This window comes from Pseudomonas sp. SDO5522_S412, assembly GCF_054071215.1.
Genome location: NZ_JBSVWQ010000070.1, coordinates 1 through 17992, shown reverse-complemented (window position 1 = coordinate 17992; position 17992 = coordinate 1). Strand labels below are relative to the sequence as shown.

Below are 17992 nucleotides of genomic sequence, written 5' to 3'. Positions count from 1 at the left end.
GCCAAGGCATGCCCATGACTCCCGCGTCGTCTGTCGATGAGAAAAGCTTCCGTAAATTGCTGGGCCGCAACGTGGCACTGCCGTTGGGCGTTGGCGTGCTCAGCGCGGTGTTTTTCGTCGTTCTGATCACCTACCTGTTGTCGGTGATCCAGTGGGTCGAACACACCGACCGGGTAATCAACAATCTCAACGAAACCTCGAAACTGACCGTGGACCTGGAAACCGGCATGCGGGGCTTCCTGATTACCGGTGACGAGCATTTCCTCGACCCGTACGAAGTGGCCAAGCCGCGGATCATTTCCGACTTGCGCAACTTGCAGGCACTGGTGGCGGACAATCCGGAGCAGGTGGACCGGCTCAAGCGTCTGGAGTCGTTGCAACAGGCGTGGAACACCTACGCCCAGTCGATGATTGACATGCAGCGGCAAAACGGCGATTACCGCACCGCCGTGAAAGCCGGGCGTGGCAAGAGCCTGACGGACGAGATTCGCAAGGAGTACGACCGGGCGGTGGCGATGGAGCAACAGTTCCGCATCACCCGCAATGAAGACGTTACCCGCACCACGATCATCAGCGTCACCTTGTACCTGGTGTTTGTGCTCGGCCTGAGTGGCTTCCTGGCGTATGTCGGCCGAAAGAATCTTCTAGAACTTTCAAACAGTTACAGCGAAAACCTGATGTCGCAGCAGAGGATCGCCAAGCGCCTCGAGCAGCAAGCCTGGTTGCGCAACGGCCAGACCGAGCTGGCCGAGCAGGTCCTTGGCCAACTGACGCTGAACCTGCTGGGGCGCAACATTTTGCAGTTCTTTGCCCAGTACATGGGCTCGGCGGTGGCGGCGTTGTACGTGCGTGAAGAGCACGGCGGCCTCACACGCGTGGCTACCTATGGCTTCTCCCGCGAGCAGGAGCAGCAGGAACAGTCGATCTACAACGACGAAGGCATCGTCGGCCAATCGGCCCGGCAGGACCGCCTGATTCGCCTGGACGATGTGCCGGTGGATTACTTCAAGGTCAGTTCCGGCCTCGGCGAAGGTGCGACCCGCAGCGTGCTGGTGGTACCGACCAGCGATGATGGCCGGGTCAACGGGGTGATCGAACTGGGTTTCCTGCGTGCACTCGATGACCGTGATGTCGAACTGCTGGAGTTGATTGCCGACAACATCGGCACCTCCATCGAAGCCGCGCGTTATCGCCAGCGCCTGCAAGAAGTGCTGGCCGAAACCCAGCAGCTCAATGAAGAGCTGCAAGTGCAGCAGGAAGAGCTCAAGACGGCCAACGAAGAGCTGGAAGAACAGTCGCGCATCCTCAAGGAGTCCCAGGCCCACCTGGAAACCCAACAGGCGGAGCTGGAACAGACCAACGAACAATTGGCCGAACAGACCCAGACCCTGGCCGAGCAGCGCGATGCCATGGACCAGAAGAACGTCCAGCTCAACCGCGTACAGATCGAGCTGGAAGAGCGCGCCGACGAGTTGCAGCGCTCCAGCAAGTACAAGTCCGAATTCCTCGCCAACATGTCCCACGAGCTGCGCACGCCGCTGAACAGCTCGTTGATCCTGGCCAAGTTGCTGGCGGAGAACCCCCAGGAAAACCTCAGCGCCGAACAGGTCAAGTTCGCCGAGTCGATCTACTCGGCCGGCAACGACTTGCTCAACCTGATCAATGACATCCTCGATATCTCCAAGGTCGAAGCCGGCAAGCTGGAAATGCGCCCGGAGAACACCAGCGTTGCGCGCCTGGTGGATGGGCTGCGCGGCATGTTCGAGCCGCTGGCGGCCGACCGCAAGCTCGGGTTCCAGGTGGAGGTGCAGGAAGGCTCGCCACACATGCTGTTCACCGACCGCCAGCGCCTGGAGCAGATTCTGAAGAACCTGCTGTCCAACGCCATCAAGTTCACCGAGAAAGGTGAGGTCAGCCTGTCGGTATCCCGGGCACCGGGGGAGGGCATCGCCTTTACCGTACGCGACTCGGGGATTGGCATCGCCCCGGACCAGCAGGAAAGCATCTTCGAGGCCTTCCGCCAGGCCGATGGCACCACCAACCGTCGTTACGGCGGCACCGGCCTGGGCCTGTCGATTTCCCGGGACCTGGCGAACCTGCTGGGCGGCTATATCAGCGTCACCAGCGAACCTGGCCAGGGCAGTATCTTTACCCTGGTGGTGCCCGAGCACTATGTAGAGCGTGACGAAGACACCCCCGCGCTGGAACAGCCGCGCGCGGTAGTCCCTGTGCCTGCACCGGCGCCGATCAAGGTGTCGCCGATGCCGATCGCCCACGAAGCGCAGATCCCGCGCTTTATCGATGACCGCGACAAGGCTCCGTTCGCCACGCGTTGCATCCTGGTGGTGGAAGATGAGCCCAACTTTGCCCGCATCCTCTTCGACCTCGCCCATGAACTGGGTTACCACTGCCTGGTGGCCCATGGCGCAGACGAAGGCTACGCCCTGGCGGAACAGTACATTCCCGACGCGATCCTGCTGGACATGCGCCTGCCGGACCATTCCGGCCTGACCGTGCTGCAACGTCTCAAGGAACATGCCGGGACCCGCCATATCCCGGTGCACGTGATTTCCGTGGAGGACCGCGTCGAAGCCGCCATGCACATGGGCGCCGTGGGCTATGCAGTCAAGCCGACCACCCGCGAAGAGCTCAAGGATGTGTTCGCCCGCCTGGAAGCCAAGCTGACGCAGAAGGTCAAGCGTGTGCTGCTGGTGGAAGACGATGACCTTCAGCGAGACAGCATTGCCCGCCTGATCGGCGACGATGATATCGAGATCACCGCCGTAGGCTTCGCCCAGGAGGCCCTGGACCTGCTGCGCACCCACATCTACGACTGCATGATCATCGATCTCAAGCTGCCGGACATGCTCGGCAACGAGCTGCTCAAGCGCATGTCCATCGAGGACATCTGCTCGTTCCCGCCGGTGATCGTCTACACCGGGCGCAACCTGACCCGCGATGAAGAGGCCGAACTGCGCAAGTATTCGCGCTCGATCATCATCAAGGGCGCGCGTTCCCCCGAGCGCCTGCTGGACGAGGTGACACTCTTTCTGCACAAAGTCGAATCGCAGTTGTCCCATGAACGCCAGACAATGCTCAGGACTGCCCGCAGCCGCGACAAGGTGTTCGAGGGCCGCAAGATCCTGCTGGTGGATGACGATGTACGCAATATCTTCGCCCTGACCAGTGCCCTGGAGCACAAGGGCGCGATTGTCGTGATCGGCCGTAATGGCCGCGAGGCGATCGAGAAACTCAATGAAGTCGATGACATCGACCTGGTACTGATGGACGTGATGATGCCGGAGATGGACGGGTACGAGGCCACCGCCTTGATCCGCCAGGACCCGCGCTGGCGCAAGCTGCCGATCATCGCGGTGACGGCCAAGGCCATGAAGGACGATCAGGAGCGCTGCCTGGCGGCAGGCTCCAACGATTACCTGGCCAAGCCCATCGACCTGGACCGGTTGTTTTCATTGATTCGCGTGTGGCTACCCAAGATGGAACGGATTTAATTGGAACGAAGCACTGACATCGAACTGCGCTTGTTGATTGAGGCGATTTACCTCAAGTACAGCTACGACTTTCGCGACTACTCCGGCGCTTCGGTCAAACGCCGCGTGGCCCATGCGTTGCGTCAGTTCGACTGCGCCACCATCTCGGCCTTGCAGGAACGGGTGCTGCATGACCCGACGGCGTTCATGCAGTTACTGCAGTTCCTGACGATTCCGGTCAGCGAAATGTTTCGCGACCCCTCGCACTTCCTGGCGATTCGCAAGGAAGTGGTGCCGCTGCTCAAGACCTACCCGTCGATCAAGATCTGGATCGCGGGCTGCAGTACCGGGGAGGAGGTGTATTCCATGGCCATCCTGTTGCGTGAGGAAGGCCTGCTGGAACGCACCATCATCTACGCCACCGACATCAATCCCCGGTCCCTGGAAAAAGCCAAGCAGGGGATCTTTTCCCTCGAGAACATCCGCGCCTACACCCACAACTACCAACAGGCCGGAGGCCAGCGTTCGTTTGCCGATTACTACACGGCGGCTTACGATCATGCGATCTTCGACAAGACCCTGCGGGAGAACGTGACGTTTGCCGATCACAGCCTGGCGACCGACAGCGTATTCTCCGAAACTCAATTAATTTCCTGTCGCAACGTATTGATTTACTTCAATAAAAAGTTGCAGGATCGGGCGTTTGGACTGTTCCATGAGTCGCTGTGTCATCGCGGCTTCCTGGTGCTGGGCAGCAAGGAAACCCTGGATTTTTCCGCCTACAGCAAACAGTTCGAACCCCTGGTCAAGCAAGAACGGATCTACCGAAAATTATGAATGAAGCTACTGCCAGCCCGGTATCCGGGATCGAGGCCATTGTGATCGGCGCTTCCGCAGGCGGTGTCGAGGCATTGCTGAGCATTTTTGGCGAGCTGCCGGCGAGCTTCGGCCTGCCGATCATTACCGTGCTGCATTTGCCGGACGAGCGCCGCAGCCAGTTGGCGGAAGTGTTTGACCGACGCGTATCGATGAAGGTAGTGGAGGCCCGCGACAAGGAAGTGATCCAGCCCGGCACCCTGTATTTTGCCGGCCCCGGTTATCACCTGTCGGTGGAGCACGACCGCAGCCTGTCACTGAGCCAGGAGGACCGCGTGCACCATTCCCGCCCGGCAATCGACTACCTGTTTGATTCAGCCGCCGATGTCTACGGCAAGGGGTTGCTGGCGATTTTGCTGACGGGGGCCAACCAGGACGGCGCCCGGGGCCTGGCCCACGTCAAGCAGAGCGGCGGTACCACGGTGGTGCAGGACCCGTTGGAGGCCCGCGTCGCCGTGATGCCCCGGGCCGCCCTGGCGCTGCATGAACCTGACCATATCCTCACCTTGAGCCGCATCGGCACCTTGCTGGCTTCCCTGGAATCCTCCCCATGTTAAGTACTGTCCAGGCCAAACTGCTGATCGTCGACGATCTGCCGGAAAACCTGCTGGCCCTTGAAGCGCTGATCAAGCGCGAGGACCGCCAGGTCTATAAGGCATTGAGCGCCGACGAGGCCTTGTCGCTGCTGCTGGAGCACGAGTTCGCCATGGCCATTCTCGACGTGCAGATGCCGGGCATGAACGGCTTCGAGCTGGCCGAGCTGATGCGCGGCACCGAAAAGACCAAGAACATCCCCATCGTGTTTGTCAGCGCTGCCGGCCGTGAGCTCAACTATGCGTTCAAGGGCTACGAAAGCGGCGCCGTGGATTTCCTGCACAAGCCGCTGGATATCCACGCGGTCAAGAGCAAGGTCAACGTATTCGTTGACCTGTACCGCCAGAGCAAGGCGATGAAGCAGCAGGTTGAAGCCCTGGAGCAAAGCCGGCGCGAGCAGGAAGCCTTGCTCACGCGCTTGCAGGCCACCCAGGCCGAACTGGAGCAGGCCGTGCGCATGCGCGATGACTTCATGTCGATCGTCGCCCACGAAGTGCGCACGCCCCTCAACGGGCTGATCCTGGAAACCCAGCTGCGCAAGATGCACCTTGCCCGGGACAACGCCGCGGCGTTTACCCTGGACAAGATGCACGCCATGGTCGACCGCGATGAGCGGCAGATCCAGAGCCTGATCCGCCTGATCGAAGACATGCTCGACGTGTCGCGCATTCGCACGGGCAAGCTGTCGATCCGCCCCGGTCGCTTTGACCTCACGCAACTGGTGCACAACCTGCTGGAAAATTTTGCGCCGCAGGTGGCGGCGGCGGAGTCTTCGGTGGCCTGGGTCCAGGAAGGGCCGGTGGTAGGCAACTGGGATGAATTCCGTATCGAACAGGTGGTGTCCAACCTGTTGACCAACGCCTTGCGCTACGGGGCCAAGAGCCCGGTGGAAGTGCGGGTGTACGCCGAGCATGGCGAAGCGCGGGTAGAAGTACGTGACCACGGGATCGGCATCAGCGAAGACAACCAGAAGCGTATTTTCCAGCAGTTCGAGCGCGTGTCGGCCAACCATGCCGTGGCGGGCCTGGGCCTGGGGTTGTTTATCTCCGAGCAGATTATCGCGGCCCACGGCGGGACCATTGAAGTGGAAAGCCGGATAGGCGAGGGCGCGTTGTTCCGCGTCTGCCTGCCCCTGGAGGCCGGGGCATGAAATCAATCGCAAATCCGACGCAACCTCTGCGTGACCCCATGGTCGTATCAGCAGCAATTGACCGGACAAAGGCTTCCCATGAGTGAAGATGCACAAGATGTTGTACTGATCGTCGAAGATGACGAATCGATTATGTTTGTGTTGGGCGAGTACCTGGCGGGCCTGGGGTATCGGGTGTTGAAGGCGATTGACGGTGAGCAGGCGTTTGAAATCCTGGCCACCAAGCCGCACCTGGACCTGATGGTGACCGACTACCGCCTGCCTGGCGGCATTTCCGGGGTGCAGATCGCGGAGCCTGCGATCAAGCTGCGCCCGGAATTGAAAGTGATCTTCATCAGCGGTTACCCGCAGGAGATTCTCGACTGCAACAGCCCGATCACGCGCAATGCGCCGATCCTGGCCAAACCGTTTGACCTGGATACGTTGCAGGAACATATCCAGCGGCTGTTGGCTTAACGTCTTGAGAAGAGGGAACACACTCCCTCTTCAAGCCTTGATCATCTCCCTCACCTTTGCCGTCAACAGATCAAAGGTGAACGGCTTGGTGATCATCTGCATGCCCGGGTCCAGAAAACCGCCCCGTACAGCCGCATGCTCTGCATAGCCGGTAATAAACAACACCTTCAACTCGGGCCGCACCTGTCGGCCGATCTCCGCCAGTTGCCGGCCGTTCATGCCGGGCAGGCCAACGTCGCTGATCAGCAGGTCAATGCGCTGGCTGGACTCGATGATCGGCATGGCACTGTCGGCATCACCGGCTTCGACGAAGGCATAGCCCAGTTCACTCAGCACGGCGCTGACCAGCACCCGCACGGCCGGGTCGTCCTCGACGATCAGCACGGTCTCGCCGGCATTGGCGAACGGCAGCAATGCCGGGTTGAGCGGTTCATCTGCAATGACCTCGCCGACATACCTCGGCAGGAACAGGCTGACGGTGGTGCCTTGGCCCACCACACTGTGGATCGACACATGCCCGTGGGATTGGCGCGCAAACCCGTAGATCATCGACAACCCCAGCCCGGTGCCCTGGCCGATGGGTTTGGTGGTGAAGAACGGGTCAAATGCGCGGCTGATCACGCTCTCGGGCATGCCGCAGCCGGTGTCGCTGACGCTCAGTTCCACATAGTCGCCAGGGGTGAGGGTGCCGTAGGCTGCGGTAAACACACTGTCCAAGTGGCGGTTGGTGGTTTCCACCACCAGTTTGCCGCCGTTGGGCATCGCATCCCGGGCATTGATGGCGAGGTTGAGCAGGGCGCTTTCCAGTTGATTGGGGTCGACTTCGGCGGTCCATAACTGTTCGGTCAGGCGGATATCCAGGGTGATGCTTTCGTTGAGGCTGCGTTGCAGCAGCTCACCCATCGAACTCACCAATTGATTGATCTGTACCGGTTTTGAATCCAGCGACTGGCGACGGGAAAACGCCAGCAAGCGGTGGGTCAGGGCGGCCGCGCGGTTGGCTGAAGTGACACCCAGGTCGATCAGGCTGTCGAGGTCTTCGGTGCGGCCCCGAGCCACGCGCCTGCGCAGCAGTTCCAGGCTGCCGATGATGCCGGTCAGCATGTTGTTGAAGTCATGGGCGATGCCGCCGGTCAATTGGCCGACGGCTTCCATTTTCTGTGACTGGCGCAACGCTTCTTCGTTATTGCGCAGCTGCGCCGTGCGTTCTTCCACCTGTTGCTCAAGGGTTTCCAGGGTGCTTTGCAGGCGCTGTTCGCTCTGGCTCAGGTCGATCAGCCGGTCGCGGGCCTCGTATTGCCGACGACGTCCGCGCAGCGCCGTGGTCACGAGGCTGATCAGGGTGATCGGGTGGAACGGGCGCTCCAGGAACGTCACGTTGCCCAGCAAGGTGCTCAAGTGCGACGAGCCATTCTGTTCGCTGCCGCCGTGGTGCGTCATCAGCACAATCGGCAGGTCTGACCACGCCGGTTGTTGATGCAGGTGCGTGAGCAGGGGTTCCAGGTCGATACCGCGCAGGGCTTCGGCAGCAATGACCAGCAAGCCGGCACCGTGCTCCAGCTCCTCGCAGAGCATCTGCAAATGGCTGGCGATGATGCCGTTGAAACCAGCCTCATTGAGCATCATCAACGCCAGGGAGCTGTCGCGACCCAGGGGCGCCAGAATGATCGCCCGTTCGAAAATGGCCGGCAGGCCACTCATGAACTTTCATCCTTGAGCAGCGGGTTGTCGGTGCCCATGTAGGTCGGTACGCCGCGCAATACACCCTGGAACGCATCAAGCGGTTCGCCGATGGTCATGCCACGACTGCCGATGCGGTATTCGCGAATGGTCGATTCGTGGCTGCCGGTGCGTTTCTTGATGATCGAAATCGCACGCCGCACCTTGCCCAGCGCTTCGAAGTAACGCAGCAGGATCACGGTGTCGGCCAGATAGGTAATGTCCACCGGCGCCTGCATGTCGCCCACCAGCCCGTGCTGGGCGACGGTCATGAAGGTCGCAGCGCCACGGCGGTTGAGGTACAGCAGCAGTTCGTGCATGTGCAGGATCAACGCGTTCTCTTCCGGCATCGCGGCCTGATAGCCATTGACGCTGTCGATCACCACGGTTTTGATCCCGCGTTCGTCCACACAGCGGCGCACCCGATGGGAGAACTCGCCGGGGGACAACTCGGCGGCGTCTACCTGTTCGATCAGCAGGTTGCCGGTCGCTTGCAGGGCCTCCAGGTCGATGCCCATGTTCTTCATGCGCTCGAACAGCAGGCCCAGCTCTTCGTCAAAAATGAACAGCGCGGCTTTTTCGCCCCGGGAGACGGCCGCCGCGGCAAAGATCATCGATATCAGCGATTTGCCGGTACCGGCCGGGCCCAGGATCAAGGTGCTGGAACCGGTCTCGATCCCGCCGCCCAACAGGGCGTCCATCTCGCGGATGCCGCTGGTGAGGGTCTGGCGGTTGTAGCCGCCACGGTGCTCGGCTGCCACCAGGCGCGGGAACACATGTACGCCGTCTTCCATGATGGTGAAGTCGTGAAAACCGCCACGGTACTTCTGGCCACGGTACTTCACGATCCGCACGCGGCGGCGCTCGGCGCCGTAGTTGGGGGTCAGTTCTTCCAGGCGAATCACACCGTGGGCCACACTGTGTACGGTCTTGTCGAGAGACTCGGTGGTCAGGTCGTCCAGCAGCAGCACGGTGGCGTCGTAGCGCACGAAGTAGTGCTTGATCGCCAGGATCTGCCGGCGATAGCGCAGGGAGCTTTGCGCCAGCAGGCGAATTTCCGAAAGGCTGTCGATCACGACGCGGGTAGGCTTGACCCGTTCCACCACTTCGAAAATCTGCCGGGTGGCTTCGCCCAGCTCAAGGTCCGAGGAATACAGGAGGCTTTGCTGGTGCTCGGCATTGAGCAGGCTTTCGGGGGGAGTCAGTTCAAAGATGTGAATGTGTTCGTCCAGGTCCCAACCATGGGACTTGGCACCCTGGCGTAACTCGCGCTCGGTTTCCGACAGGGTGATGTACAGCGATCGTTCGCCGTTTTTTGCGCCGGCCTGGAGGAAATGCAGGGCCACGGTGGTTTTACCGGTGCCGGGTTCACCTTCCAGCAGGAACAAATGGCTACGGGAAAGCCCTCCGGCAAGAATGTCGTCCAGACCTTCAATACCGGTGGCCGCCTTTGCTGTGAACAGCTCTTTGGATGTAGACAAGAAGTGCCCTCGGGTCACAAATAAGTAGTCGGCAGCGCCGTCTGGGGCGCGCCATATTTACTTGACCTTGCCGCCGTGTGGCGGTTCAACGTTTTGTATCAAATACCGCTTTTACAGGCCCTGTTGCAGCGCCGGGTCGTCCGGATTCTGCTGTTCAAGTTGTGCCAGCAGCACCTGCACATTCTGCAACTGGCCGGTTTCCTTCCAGTAATTGACCAGCAGCACCCTGGCTTTGCGATTGGCCGGGTTGCGCTGGATGATTTCTTCCAGCTGGCGCTGGGCGGCCTCCAGTTCCTGCTGGGCGTGCAGGGTGGTGGCCAGGTCGTAGCGGTAATCCTGGTTGTTCGGTTCGAGCTCCACCGCTCGGGACAGGCTGAGCAGGGCAAAGGCGCGCTCGCCATGGTGCAGCAGCCACATGCCCAGGGCATGTTGCAGGTAGGCCGAATCGGGGTGGGCCTGCAACTGTTTGGCCAGGAGTTGGCGGGACTCGTCGACCTTGCCCTGCTTGTCCAGCAGTTCAATTTGCGCGACCACGGCTTGCAGGTTGTCCGGTTGCAGGCGCATCGCCTGCTCCAGGGCGTTTTGTGCGTCGGGCAGCAGCGCGCTGTGAATGTACAGGCGTGCCAGCTGGATCCAGCCTTCGGGGCTTTCGGGTTGGCCCTTGAGCAGCTTTACGTATTCGTCGAGCACTTGCTGCAACGGGCCGAAGTACAGGCCCAGGGTATCCGGGGACAGCCCGAGCAAGGCATTGGCCGCGGCAAACCTGACGCTTTGCTCCGGGTCATCCAGCAGTGGCCCGAGCAACAGCGTGCGCTGGCCGCTGGGCACCAGGCCGACAATGCTGTGAATCGCCGCCTCGCGCACCATTGGCGCGTCGTTGGCCAGGTCCTTGTCCGCCAGCTTGAGGGCCTGGGGGCTTGGGTAGTTGGGCAGTTCGGCATGCAGGGCGGCGCGGCGCACATCGGAGAGGTCCGGGCGGCCCAACTGTTGATACAGCACCCGGGCAGCGCCGGGTTCACCGTTGTGCGCCTGTTTCAAGGCCTTGGCGTAACCATGGGCGATGGCCGGGGGCACCACCACCGGCGTGGTGCGGGTGAAATACCAGGTGATCAGCACAATAAACAACAGGGCGCACAGGCCGACGATGGAGTAACGGCGTGACTTTGACATGCAGGCGTCCGAAAGCTGGGCAGCTAGTGCAAAGCCATCAGCTTCGGTCAGGTTATCGCGAGTGTCAAACCCGCATCACGTCAGCACGAACTCAATCGGCTCAAGGGCCGGCGGCAGCGTGGTTTCGCCGAGGGCGGCGAGAATCTCGCGCTCCAGGGTGCGCACGATGGCGTTGCAGGGCAGGTCGTTTTCGTCGAAGCCGAACGGGTCTTCGAGGTCGTCGCCGATTTCGTCCAGGCCGAAGAAGGTGTAGCTGACGATGGCGGTGAACACCGGGGTCAGCCAGCCCAGCGGCTCGGCCATGGCGAAGGGCAGCAGGATACAGAACAGGTAGATGGTGCGGTGCAGCAGCAAGGTGTAGGGGAAGGGCAGCGGGGTGTGTTTGATCCGCTCGCAGGAGGCCTGGACCTGGCTCAGGCCGTACAGCCGGGTTTCCAGTTGGGTGTAGCGCCAGTCGCTGATGTGGCCCTGTTCGGCGAGGTTCGAGCAGCGGGCGCCGAGGTCTTGCAGGATGCTGTCGGGGAGGTTCGGGTGGCCGGGTTCTGGGTTGGCCCACGGTTTGATCGCCTGGCTTTCGTCTTCCAGGCGCAGGCGGGCGATCAGGCCATGGGCGAAACCGCACAGGCTGCGCAGGACGTGTTTGCGTTCGGCAGGGTTGAGGACCTGGGTTTCGCGGATCAGTGAGCGGATCTCGATGATCATCTGGCCCAGTTGTTTGCGGCCTTCCCACCAGCGGTCGTAGCAGGCGTTGTTGCGAAAGCTCATGAAGATGGACAGTGACAGCCCCAGCAGTGTGAAGGGTGTGGCGTTGACCTTGGAAAAGTAGGCCGGGTGCAGGGTTTCTACCAGCACGATGACTGAGGCCAGGAGGGTGACCAGCAGGCTGCGCAGCGCAATGCGTTTGGCGATCGAGCCCTTGAGGGAGAACAGGATGCCGAGCAGGTTGGGTTTGGGACGGACGATCATGGGCGGGCTTCTTGGGTGGCGCAGGCTGTCAGGTTAGAAGCATGTTTGCGTTGCGTCCAATTGCTTGGGCTGACTGGGTGATTGGTGGGGTCTATCGGGATTGAGTACATATCCGTTTTTTCGGTGACCAGAGCGAAAGCAGATCTGCTTTTCTGTGGGAGCGGGCTTGCTCGCGAAAAACCTGAGAGCGCCGCGTTCATCCAGAATGCCCGCGTCATCGTTAACGACCTTCGCGAGCAAGCCCGCTCCCACATTTGGACCGTGCCCGCTTTAGCTTTTGATTTTGCTCTTCAACACTCACACACACCAAACAGCGCCCCCCCATTGGCCAAACCAGTCAACCAAGTTGAAAGCTTTGACCATTGCCCACCCACCGCTCTAGAGCGACTATTTCACCGGTCTACGTACCCATCCTGAAAATAAAAAACACACAGGGATTTGAAGCGATGCGTGATTACTCGGCTGCCACCACCCAGTTCAACTACCAACACACCGTCGACGCTGCCTTGTCGGGCAACCTGCAGGCCCTCAACGCCTGCGTCGAATGCTGCGACCGCCACGCATTACCTGGCCGCATCGCACTGTTCTGGGAGGGCAAGGACGGCCGCAGCGCCACGTCCACCTTCACCCAACTGCAAGACCAGGCCGCACGCTTCGCCAACTTCCTCCTGGCCCAGGGCGTCAATCGCGGCGACAAGGTGGCAGGCCTCCTGCCACGCACCGCCGAGCTGCTGGTGGTCGTCCTCGCCACCTGGCGAATCGGCGCGGTCTATCAGCCGCTGTTCACCGCCTTCGGCCCCAAGGCCATCGAACACCGCCTGAACAGCTCCGGCGCCGCGCTGGTGGTGACCGATGCAGTAAACCGTCCCAAACTGACGGAAGTGGCCGACTGCCCGACCATCGTCACCGTCGCCGGCCCCAACGGCGAAGGCATCGTGCGCGGCGATTTCAGCTTCTGGGCCGAGTTGCCCAACTATTCCAACCTCTGCGAACCCGTATTGCTGGGCGCCGACGACCCGTTCCTGCTGATGTTCACCTCAGGCACCACCGGCCCGTCGAAAGCCCTGGCCGTGCCGCTCAAGGCAATCGTTGCGTTCCAGAGCTACACCCGCGACGCCGTCGACCTGCGCCCCGAAGACGCATTCTGGAACGTCGCCGACCCGGGCTGGGCCTACGGCATCTATTTCGGCGTGACCGGCCCCTTGTCCATGGGCCACCCGATCACCTTCTACGATGGCCCGTTCACCCTCGAAAGCACGTGCCGTGTCATCAACAAATACGGGATTACCAACCTCACCGGTTCGCCCACAGCCTACCGCCTGCTGATCGCCGGGGGTGAGCAGTTCGCCAAGTCGATCAAGGGCAAGCTGCGTATTGTCAGCAGTGCCGGCGAGCCGCTGAACCCGGAAGTGATCCGCTGGTTCGCCGATAACCTCGGCGTGACCATCCACGACCACTACGGCCAGACCGAGTTGGGCATGGTGCTGTGCAATCACCATGGCCTGGAGCATCCGGTGCACGTCGGCTCCGCGGGCTTTGCCTCGCCGGGCCATCGCATCGTGGTGCTGGACGACAACCATCAGGAGTTGCCCGCCGGCCAACCGGGCATCCTCGCCATCGACCGCGAGCAATCGCCGATGTGCTGGTTTGCCGGTTATGACGGCGTCAAGACCAAGGCCTTCGTCGGCAAGTACTACCTCAGCGGCGATACGGTGGAGCTGAACCCCGATGGCAGCATCAGCTTTGTCGGGCGCAGCGACGATGTGATCACCACCTCCGGCTATCGCGTGGGGCCGTTCGACGTAGAGAGCGCCTTGATCGAGCATCCGGCCGTGGTGGAGGCCGCCGTAGTGGGCAAGCCATGTCCGGAACGCACCGAGATCGTCAAGGCGTTTGTGGTGCTCAGCGAGCAGTACCGCGCCGAGCCGGCCCTGGCCGAAGAGCTGCGCCAGCACGTGCGCAAGCGCCTGGCCGCTCACTCGTACCCGCGGGAAATCGAATTTGTCAGCGAGCTGCCCAAGACCCCGAGCGGCAAGCTGCAACGCTTCATTTTGCGTAATCAGGAAATTGCCAAGGCCCAGGCGGCCACGGCGTGACCCATTCTTCAAGGAAACAATGATGCAGATTGAGAACAAGGTTTTTCTGGTCAGCGGTGGCGCTTCAGGCCTCGGCGCGGCAACCGCCGAGATGCTCGTGGCGGCCGGTGCCAAGGTGATGCTGGTGGACCTGAACGCCGACGCAGTGGCCGCCCAGGCGCAAAAGCTCGGCGCGCAGGCCCGCAGCGTAGTCGCCGATATCAGCCAGGAAGCCGCTGCCGAAGCGGCGGTACAGGCCACCGTCGCCGCCTTTGGCGGTTTGCATGGGTTGGTCAACTGTGCCGGTGTGGTGCGGGGCGAGAAAATCCTCGGCAAAAATGGCCCGCACGTGCTGGCCAACTTCGCCCAGGTGATCAACGTCAACCTGATCGGCAGTTTCAACCTGCTGCGCCTGGCTGCAGCGGCTATCGCTGAAACCGAGGCGAATGCCGATGGCGAGCGCGGTGTGATCATCAATACCGCTTCAGTGGCAGCGTTTGACGGCCAGATCGGCCAGGCGGCCTATGCCGCGTCCAAGGGCGCGATTGCCAGCCTGACCCTGCCGGCGGCCCGCGAACTGGCGCGCTACGGGATTCGGGTGATGACCATCGCCCCCGGTATTTTCGAAACTCCGATGATGGCGGGCATGACGCCGCAAGTGCGCGAATCCCTCGCCGCCGGCGTGCCATTCCCGCCGCGTCTGGGCAAGCCAGGCGAGTACGCCGCGCTGGTGCGGCATATCATTGAAAACAGCATGCTCAACGGCGAGGTGATCCGTCTCGACGGTGCCTTGCGCATGGCAGCCAAATAAGGAGATTTTCATGACTGATCCCATCGTTATTGTCAGCGCAGTACGCACGCCAATGGGCGGGTTCCAGGGCGATCTCAAAGGCCTCACCGCTCCGCAACTGGGCGCTGCGGCGATTCGTGCGGCGGTCGAGCGCGCCGGTATTGCGTCCGATGCCGTGGATGAAGTGCTGTTCGGCTGCGTACTGCCCGCCGGCCTCGGCCAGGCGCCGGCACGCCAAGCGGCGCTGGGTGCTGGCCTGGACAAGTCCACGCGCTGCACCACCCTCAACAAGATGTGCGGCTCGGGCATGGAAGCCACGATCCTGGCCCATGACGCGTTGCTGGCAGGCAGCGTGGAGGTGGTCATCGCCGGTGGCATGGAAAGCATGTCCAACGCGCCGTACCTGCTGGACCGTGCCCGCAGCGGCTATCGCATGGGCCACGGCCGGGTGCTCGACCACATGTTCCTCGACGGCCTTGAAGACGCCTACGACAAGGGCCGCCTGATGGGCACCTTTGCCGAGGACTGCGCCGAGCACAACGGCTTTTCCCGCGAGGCCCAGGACGCGTTCGCGATTGCGTCCCTGACCCGTGCGCAACAGGCGATCACCGACGGCAACTTCATCGCCGAAATCGTCCCGGTGCAGGTCACCGTGGGCAAGGAACAGAAAACCATCATCCACGACGAACAGCCGCCGAAAGCCAAGCTGGACAAGATCGCCACCCTGAAGCCGGCCTTCCGTGAAGGCGGTACGGTGACGGCAGCCAACTCCAGTTCGATTTCCGACGGTGCGGCGGCGCTGCTGCTGATGCGCCAGTCCGAAGCGCACAAGCGCGGGCTCAAGCCTCTGGCGGTGATCCATGGCCACGCGGCGTTTGCCGATGAGCCTGGCCTGTTCCCGGTAGCGCCGGTGGGGGCGATCCGCAAGCTGATGAGCAAGACCGGCTGGAACCTCGACGAAGTCGACCTGTTTGAAATCAACGAAGCCTTTGCCGTGGTCAGCCTGGTGACCATGAGCAAGCTGGAGATTCCCCACAGCAAGGTCAACATCCACGGCGGTGCCTGTGCCCTGGGCCATCCGATTGGCGCGTCCGGCGCGCGGATCCTGGTGACCCTGCTTTCGGCCCTGCGCCAGAAAGGCCTCAAGCGCGGCGTTGCAGCGATCTGCATCGGCGGCGGTGAAGCCACGGCCATGGCCGTTGAATGCCTGTACTAAGGAGCACCTATGCTGCCGAATGACGAACAACTGCAAATCAGCGAAGCCGCCCGGCAATTTGCCCAGGAACGCCTTAAACCGTTCGCTGCCGAGTGGGACCGCGAGCATCGCTTTCCCAAGGAAGCCATCGGTGAAATGGCCGAGCTGGGCTTTTTCGGCATGCTGGTCCCGGAGCAATGGGGCGGCTGTGATACCGGCTACCTGGCCTACGCCATGGCCCTGGAAGAGATCGCTGCCGGTGACGGCGCCTGCTCGACCATCATGAGCGTGCACAACTCCGTGGGCTGCGTGCCGATCCTCAAGTTCGGCAATGATCAACAGCGCGAGCAGTTCCTCAAGCCCCTGGCCAGTGGTGCGATGCTCGGTGCGTTTGCCTTGACCGAGCCCCAGGCCGGTTCCGACGCCAGCGGCCTGAAAACCCGTGCCCGGCTGGAGGGCGATCACTACGTCTTGAATGGCTGCAAGCAGTTCATCACCTCCGGGCAAAACGCCGGGATCGTGATTGTGTTTGCAGTCACCGATCCGGCTGCCGGCAAACGCGGCATCAGCGCCTTTATCGTGCCCACCGACTCGCCGGGCTACAGCGTCGCGCGGGTCGAGGACAAGCTCGGCCAGCATGCTTCCGACACCTGCCAGATCCTGTTTGAGGATGTGCAGGTGCCGGTGGCCAATCGTTTGGGCGAGGAGGGCGAAGGCTACCGGATCGCCCTGGCCAACCTCGAAGGCGGGCGTGTCGGCATTGCTTCGCAGGCGGTGGGCATGGCGCGGGCGGCATTTGAAGCGGCCCGGGACTACGCCCGCGAGCGGGAAAGCTTTGGCAAGCCGATCATCGAGCACCAGGCCGTGGCCTTCCGCCTGGCGGACATGGCGACGCAAATCGCCGTGGCGCGGCAGATGGTGCATTACGCCGCCGCCCTGCGTGACAGCGGCAAGCCGGCGCTGGTGGAAGCGTCCATGGCCAAGCTGTTTGCTTCGGAAATGGCCGAAAAGGTCTGCTCGGCAGCCTTGCAAACCCTCGGCGGTTACGGTTACCTGAGCGACTTTCCCCTGGAGCGGATCTACCGCGATGTGCGGGTCTGCCAGATTTACGAAGGCACCAGCGATATTCAACGCATGGTCATTTCACGCAATCTCTGAGGAGTCTCTATGAGTTACGAAAGCATTTTGCTGGACGTGCAGGGCCGGGTCGGGCTGATCACCCTCAATCGCCCGCAAGCGCTGAACGCCCTGAACGCGCAACTGGTCAGCGAGCTGAACCAGGCGCTGGACAGCCTGGAAGCCAACCCGGAAATCGGCTGCATCGTGCTAACCGGCTCGAAAAAAGCCTTTGCCGCCGGTGCCGACATCAAGGAAATGGCCGAGCTGACCTACCCGCAGATCTACCTCGACGACCTGTTCAGCGACAGCGATCGCGTGGCCAACCGCCGCAAGCCGATCATTGCGGCGGTCAACGGGTTTGCCCTGGGTGGCGGCTGTGAACTGGCCTTGATGTGCGACTTCATCCTGGCGGGTGACAACGCCAAGTTTGGCCAGCCGGAAATCAACCTCGGCGTGCTGCCGGGCATGGGCGGCACCCAGCGCCTGACCCGCGCCGTGGGCAAGGCCAAAGCCATGGAAATGTGCCTGACCGGGCGCTTTATCGATGCGGTGGAAGCCGAGCGCTGCGGGATCGTTGCGCGCATCGTGCCGGCGGATGAGCTGTTGGACGAAGCACTGAAGGTCGCGACCCTGATCGCCGGCAAGTCGGTGCCCATCAGCATGATGGTCAAGGAAAGCGTGAACCGTGCGTTTGAAGTGAGCCTTTCCGAAGGCGTGCGCTTTGAGCGCCGGGTGTTCCACGCGGCGTTTGCCACACTGGATCAGAAGGAAGGCATGGCGGCGTTTGTGGCCAAGCGTGCGCCGGAGTTCAAGGACAAGTAAACACTGTCCTGTAACGCTGAAGATCAAAAAATGTGGGAGCGGGCTTGCTCGCGAAGGCGGTGTTACAGTCACCCGATGTATCGACTGA

At 61.8% G+C, this 17992-nt stretch carries 14 protein-coding genes; 10 read left to right on the top strand and 4 right to left on the bottom strand.

Going from position 1 to position 17992, the window contains the following annotated elements; all coding sequences use genetic code 11:
* Positions 1-14 precede the first annotated feature (14 nt).
* The 5 genes from ACW9I6_RS16440 to ACW9I6_RS16420 all read left to right on the top strand — a co-directional run bounded on the left by ACW9I6_RS16440 (position 15) and on the right by ACW9I6_RS16420 (position 6567).
* On the top strand, positions 15-3512 hold the full coding sequence (locus tag ACW9I6_RS16440; protein WP_008431024.1) for a response regulator: 3498 nt from the start codon (positions 15-17) through the stop codon (positions 3510-3512).
* Positions 3513-4328: a CheR family methyltransferase gene (locus tag ACW9I6_RS16435; RefSeq protein ID WP_003217583.1), complete on the top strand. Its 816-nt coding sequence runs from the start codon at positions 3513-3515 to the stop codon at positions 4326-4328. It begins immediately after the preceding gene.
* The gene (locus ACW9I6_RS16430; RefSeq protein WP_008431027.1) at positions 4325-4924 is read left to right on the top strand and encodes a chemotaxis protein CheB; all 600 of its coding nucleotides are present in this window, start codon (positions 4325-4327) and stop codon (positions 4922-4924) included. Before ACW9I6_RS16435 ends, ACW9I6_RS16430 begins: the two co-directional genes overlap by 4 nt.
* Positions 4918-6111, top strand: coding sequence for a hybrid sensor histidine kinase/response regulator (locus ACW9I6_RS16425; protein ID WP_003217587.1), 1194 nt, complete (start codon positions 4918-4920; stop codon positions 6109-6111). Before ACW9I6_RS16430 ends, ACW9I6_RS16425 begins: the two co-directional genes overlap by 7 nt.
* A gap of 78 nt (positions 6112-6189) precedes the next feature.
* On the top strand, positions 6190-6567 hold the full coding sequence (locus ACW9I6_RS16420; RefSeq protein WP_003217591.1) for a response regulator: 378 nt from the start codon (positions 6190-6192) through the stop codon (positions 6565-6567).
* Between the two features lie 30 nt (positions 6568-6597).
* On the opposite strand, the gene ACW9I6_RS16415 is transcribed toward ACW9I6_RS16420, so the two are convergent.
* From ACW9I6_RS16415 to ACW9I6_RS16400, 4 genes are all read right to left on the bottom strand, one after another.
* Positions 6598-8268 (bottom strand): response regulator, encoded by a 1671-nt coding sequence (locus tag ACW9I6_RS16415; protein WP_457339538.1) that lies wholly within the window; start codon positions 8266-8268, stop codon positions 6598-6600.
* Positions 8265-9767, bottom strand: a complete 1503-nt coding sequence (locus ACW9I6_RS16410) for an ATPase domain-containing protein (protein ID WP_102369051.1) — start codon at positions 9765-9767, stop codon at positions 8265-8267. Before ACW9I6_RS16410 ends, ACW9I6_RS16415 begins: the two co-directional genes overlap by 4 nt.
* A gap of 111 nt (positions 9768-9878) precedes the next feature.
* Positions 9879-10937 carry a tetratricopeptide repeat protein gene (locus tag ACW9I6_RS16405; RefSeq protein ID WP_102369052.1) on the bottom strand — a complete coding sequence of 353 codons (1059 nt, stop codon included), beginning with the start codon at positions 10935-10937 and terminating at the stop codon, positions 9879-9881.
* A 75-nt stretch (positions 10938-11012) separates the two neighbouring features.
* Positions 11013-11903, bottom strand: coding sequence for a bestrophin family protein (locus ACW9I6_RS16400; protein WP_087693011.1), 891 nt, complete (start codon positions 11901-11903; stop codon positions 11013-11015).
* 446 nt (positions 11904-12349) lie between these two features.
* Between ACW9I6_RS16400 and ACW9I6_RS16395 the strand changes: the two genes are divergently transcribed.
* The 5 genes from ACW9I6_RS16395 to ACW9I6_RS16375 are packed head-to-tail and all read left to right on the top strand — an operon-like array spanning position 12350 to position 17904.
* Positions 12350-13999, top strand: a complete 1650-nt coding sequence (locus ACW9I6_RS16395) for an AMP-binding protein (protein WP_087693009.1) — start codon at positions 12350-12352, stop codon at positions 13997-13999.
* 22 nt (positions 14000-14021) lie between these two features.
* Positions 14022-14789 (top strand): SDR family NAD(P)-dependent oxidoreductase, encoded by a 768-nt coding sequence (locus ACW9I6_RS16390; protein ID WP_008433459.1) that lies wholly within the window; start codon positions 14022-14024, stop codon positions 14787-14789.
* A 10-nt stretch (positions 14790-14799) separates the two neighbouring features.
* Complete coding sequence (locus ACW9I6_RS16385; protein ID WP_087693007.1) at positions 14800-15984, top strand: acetyl-CoA C-acyltransferase; 1185 nt, start codon at positions 14800-14802, stop codon at positions 15982-15984.
* 9 nt (positions 15985-15993) lie between these two features.
* Complete coding sequence (locus tag ACW9I6_RS16380) at positions 15994-17121, top strand: acyl-CoA dehydrogenase (RefSeq protein ID WP_102604354.1); 1128 nt, start codon at positions 15994-15996, stop codon at positions 17119-17121.
* A gap of 9 nt (positions 17122-17130) precedes the next feature.
* Positions 17131-17904 carry an enoyl-CoA hydratase gene (locus tag ACW9I6_RS16375; protein ID WP_003217608.1) on the top strand — a complete coding sequence of 258 codons (774 nt, stop codon included), beginning with the start codon at positions 17131-17133 and terminating at the stop codon, positions 17902-17904.
* The last annotated feature ends 88 nt before the right edge of the window (positions 17905-17992 follow it).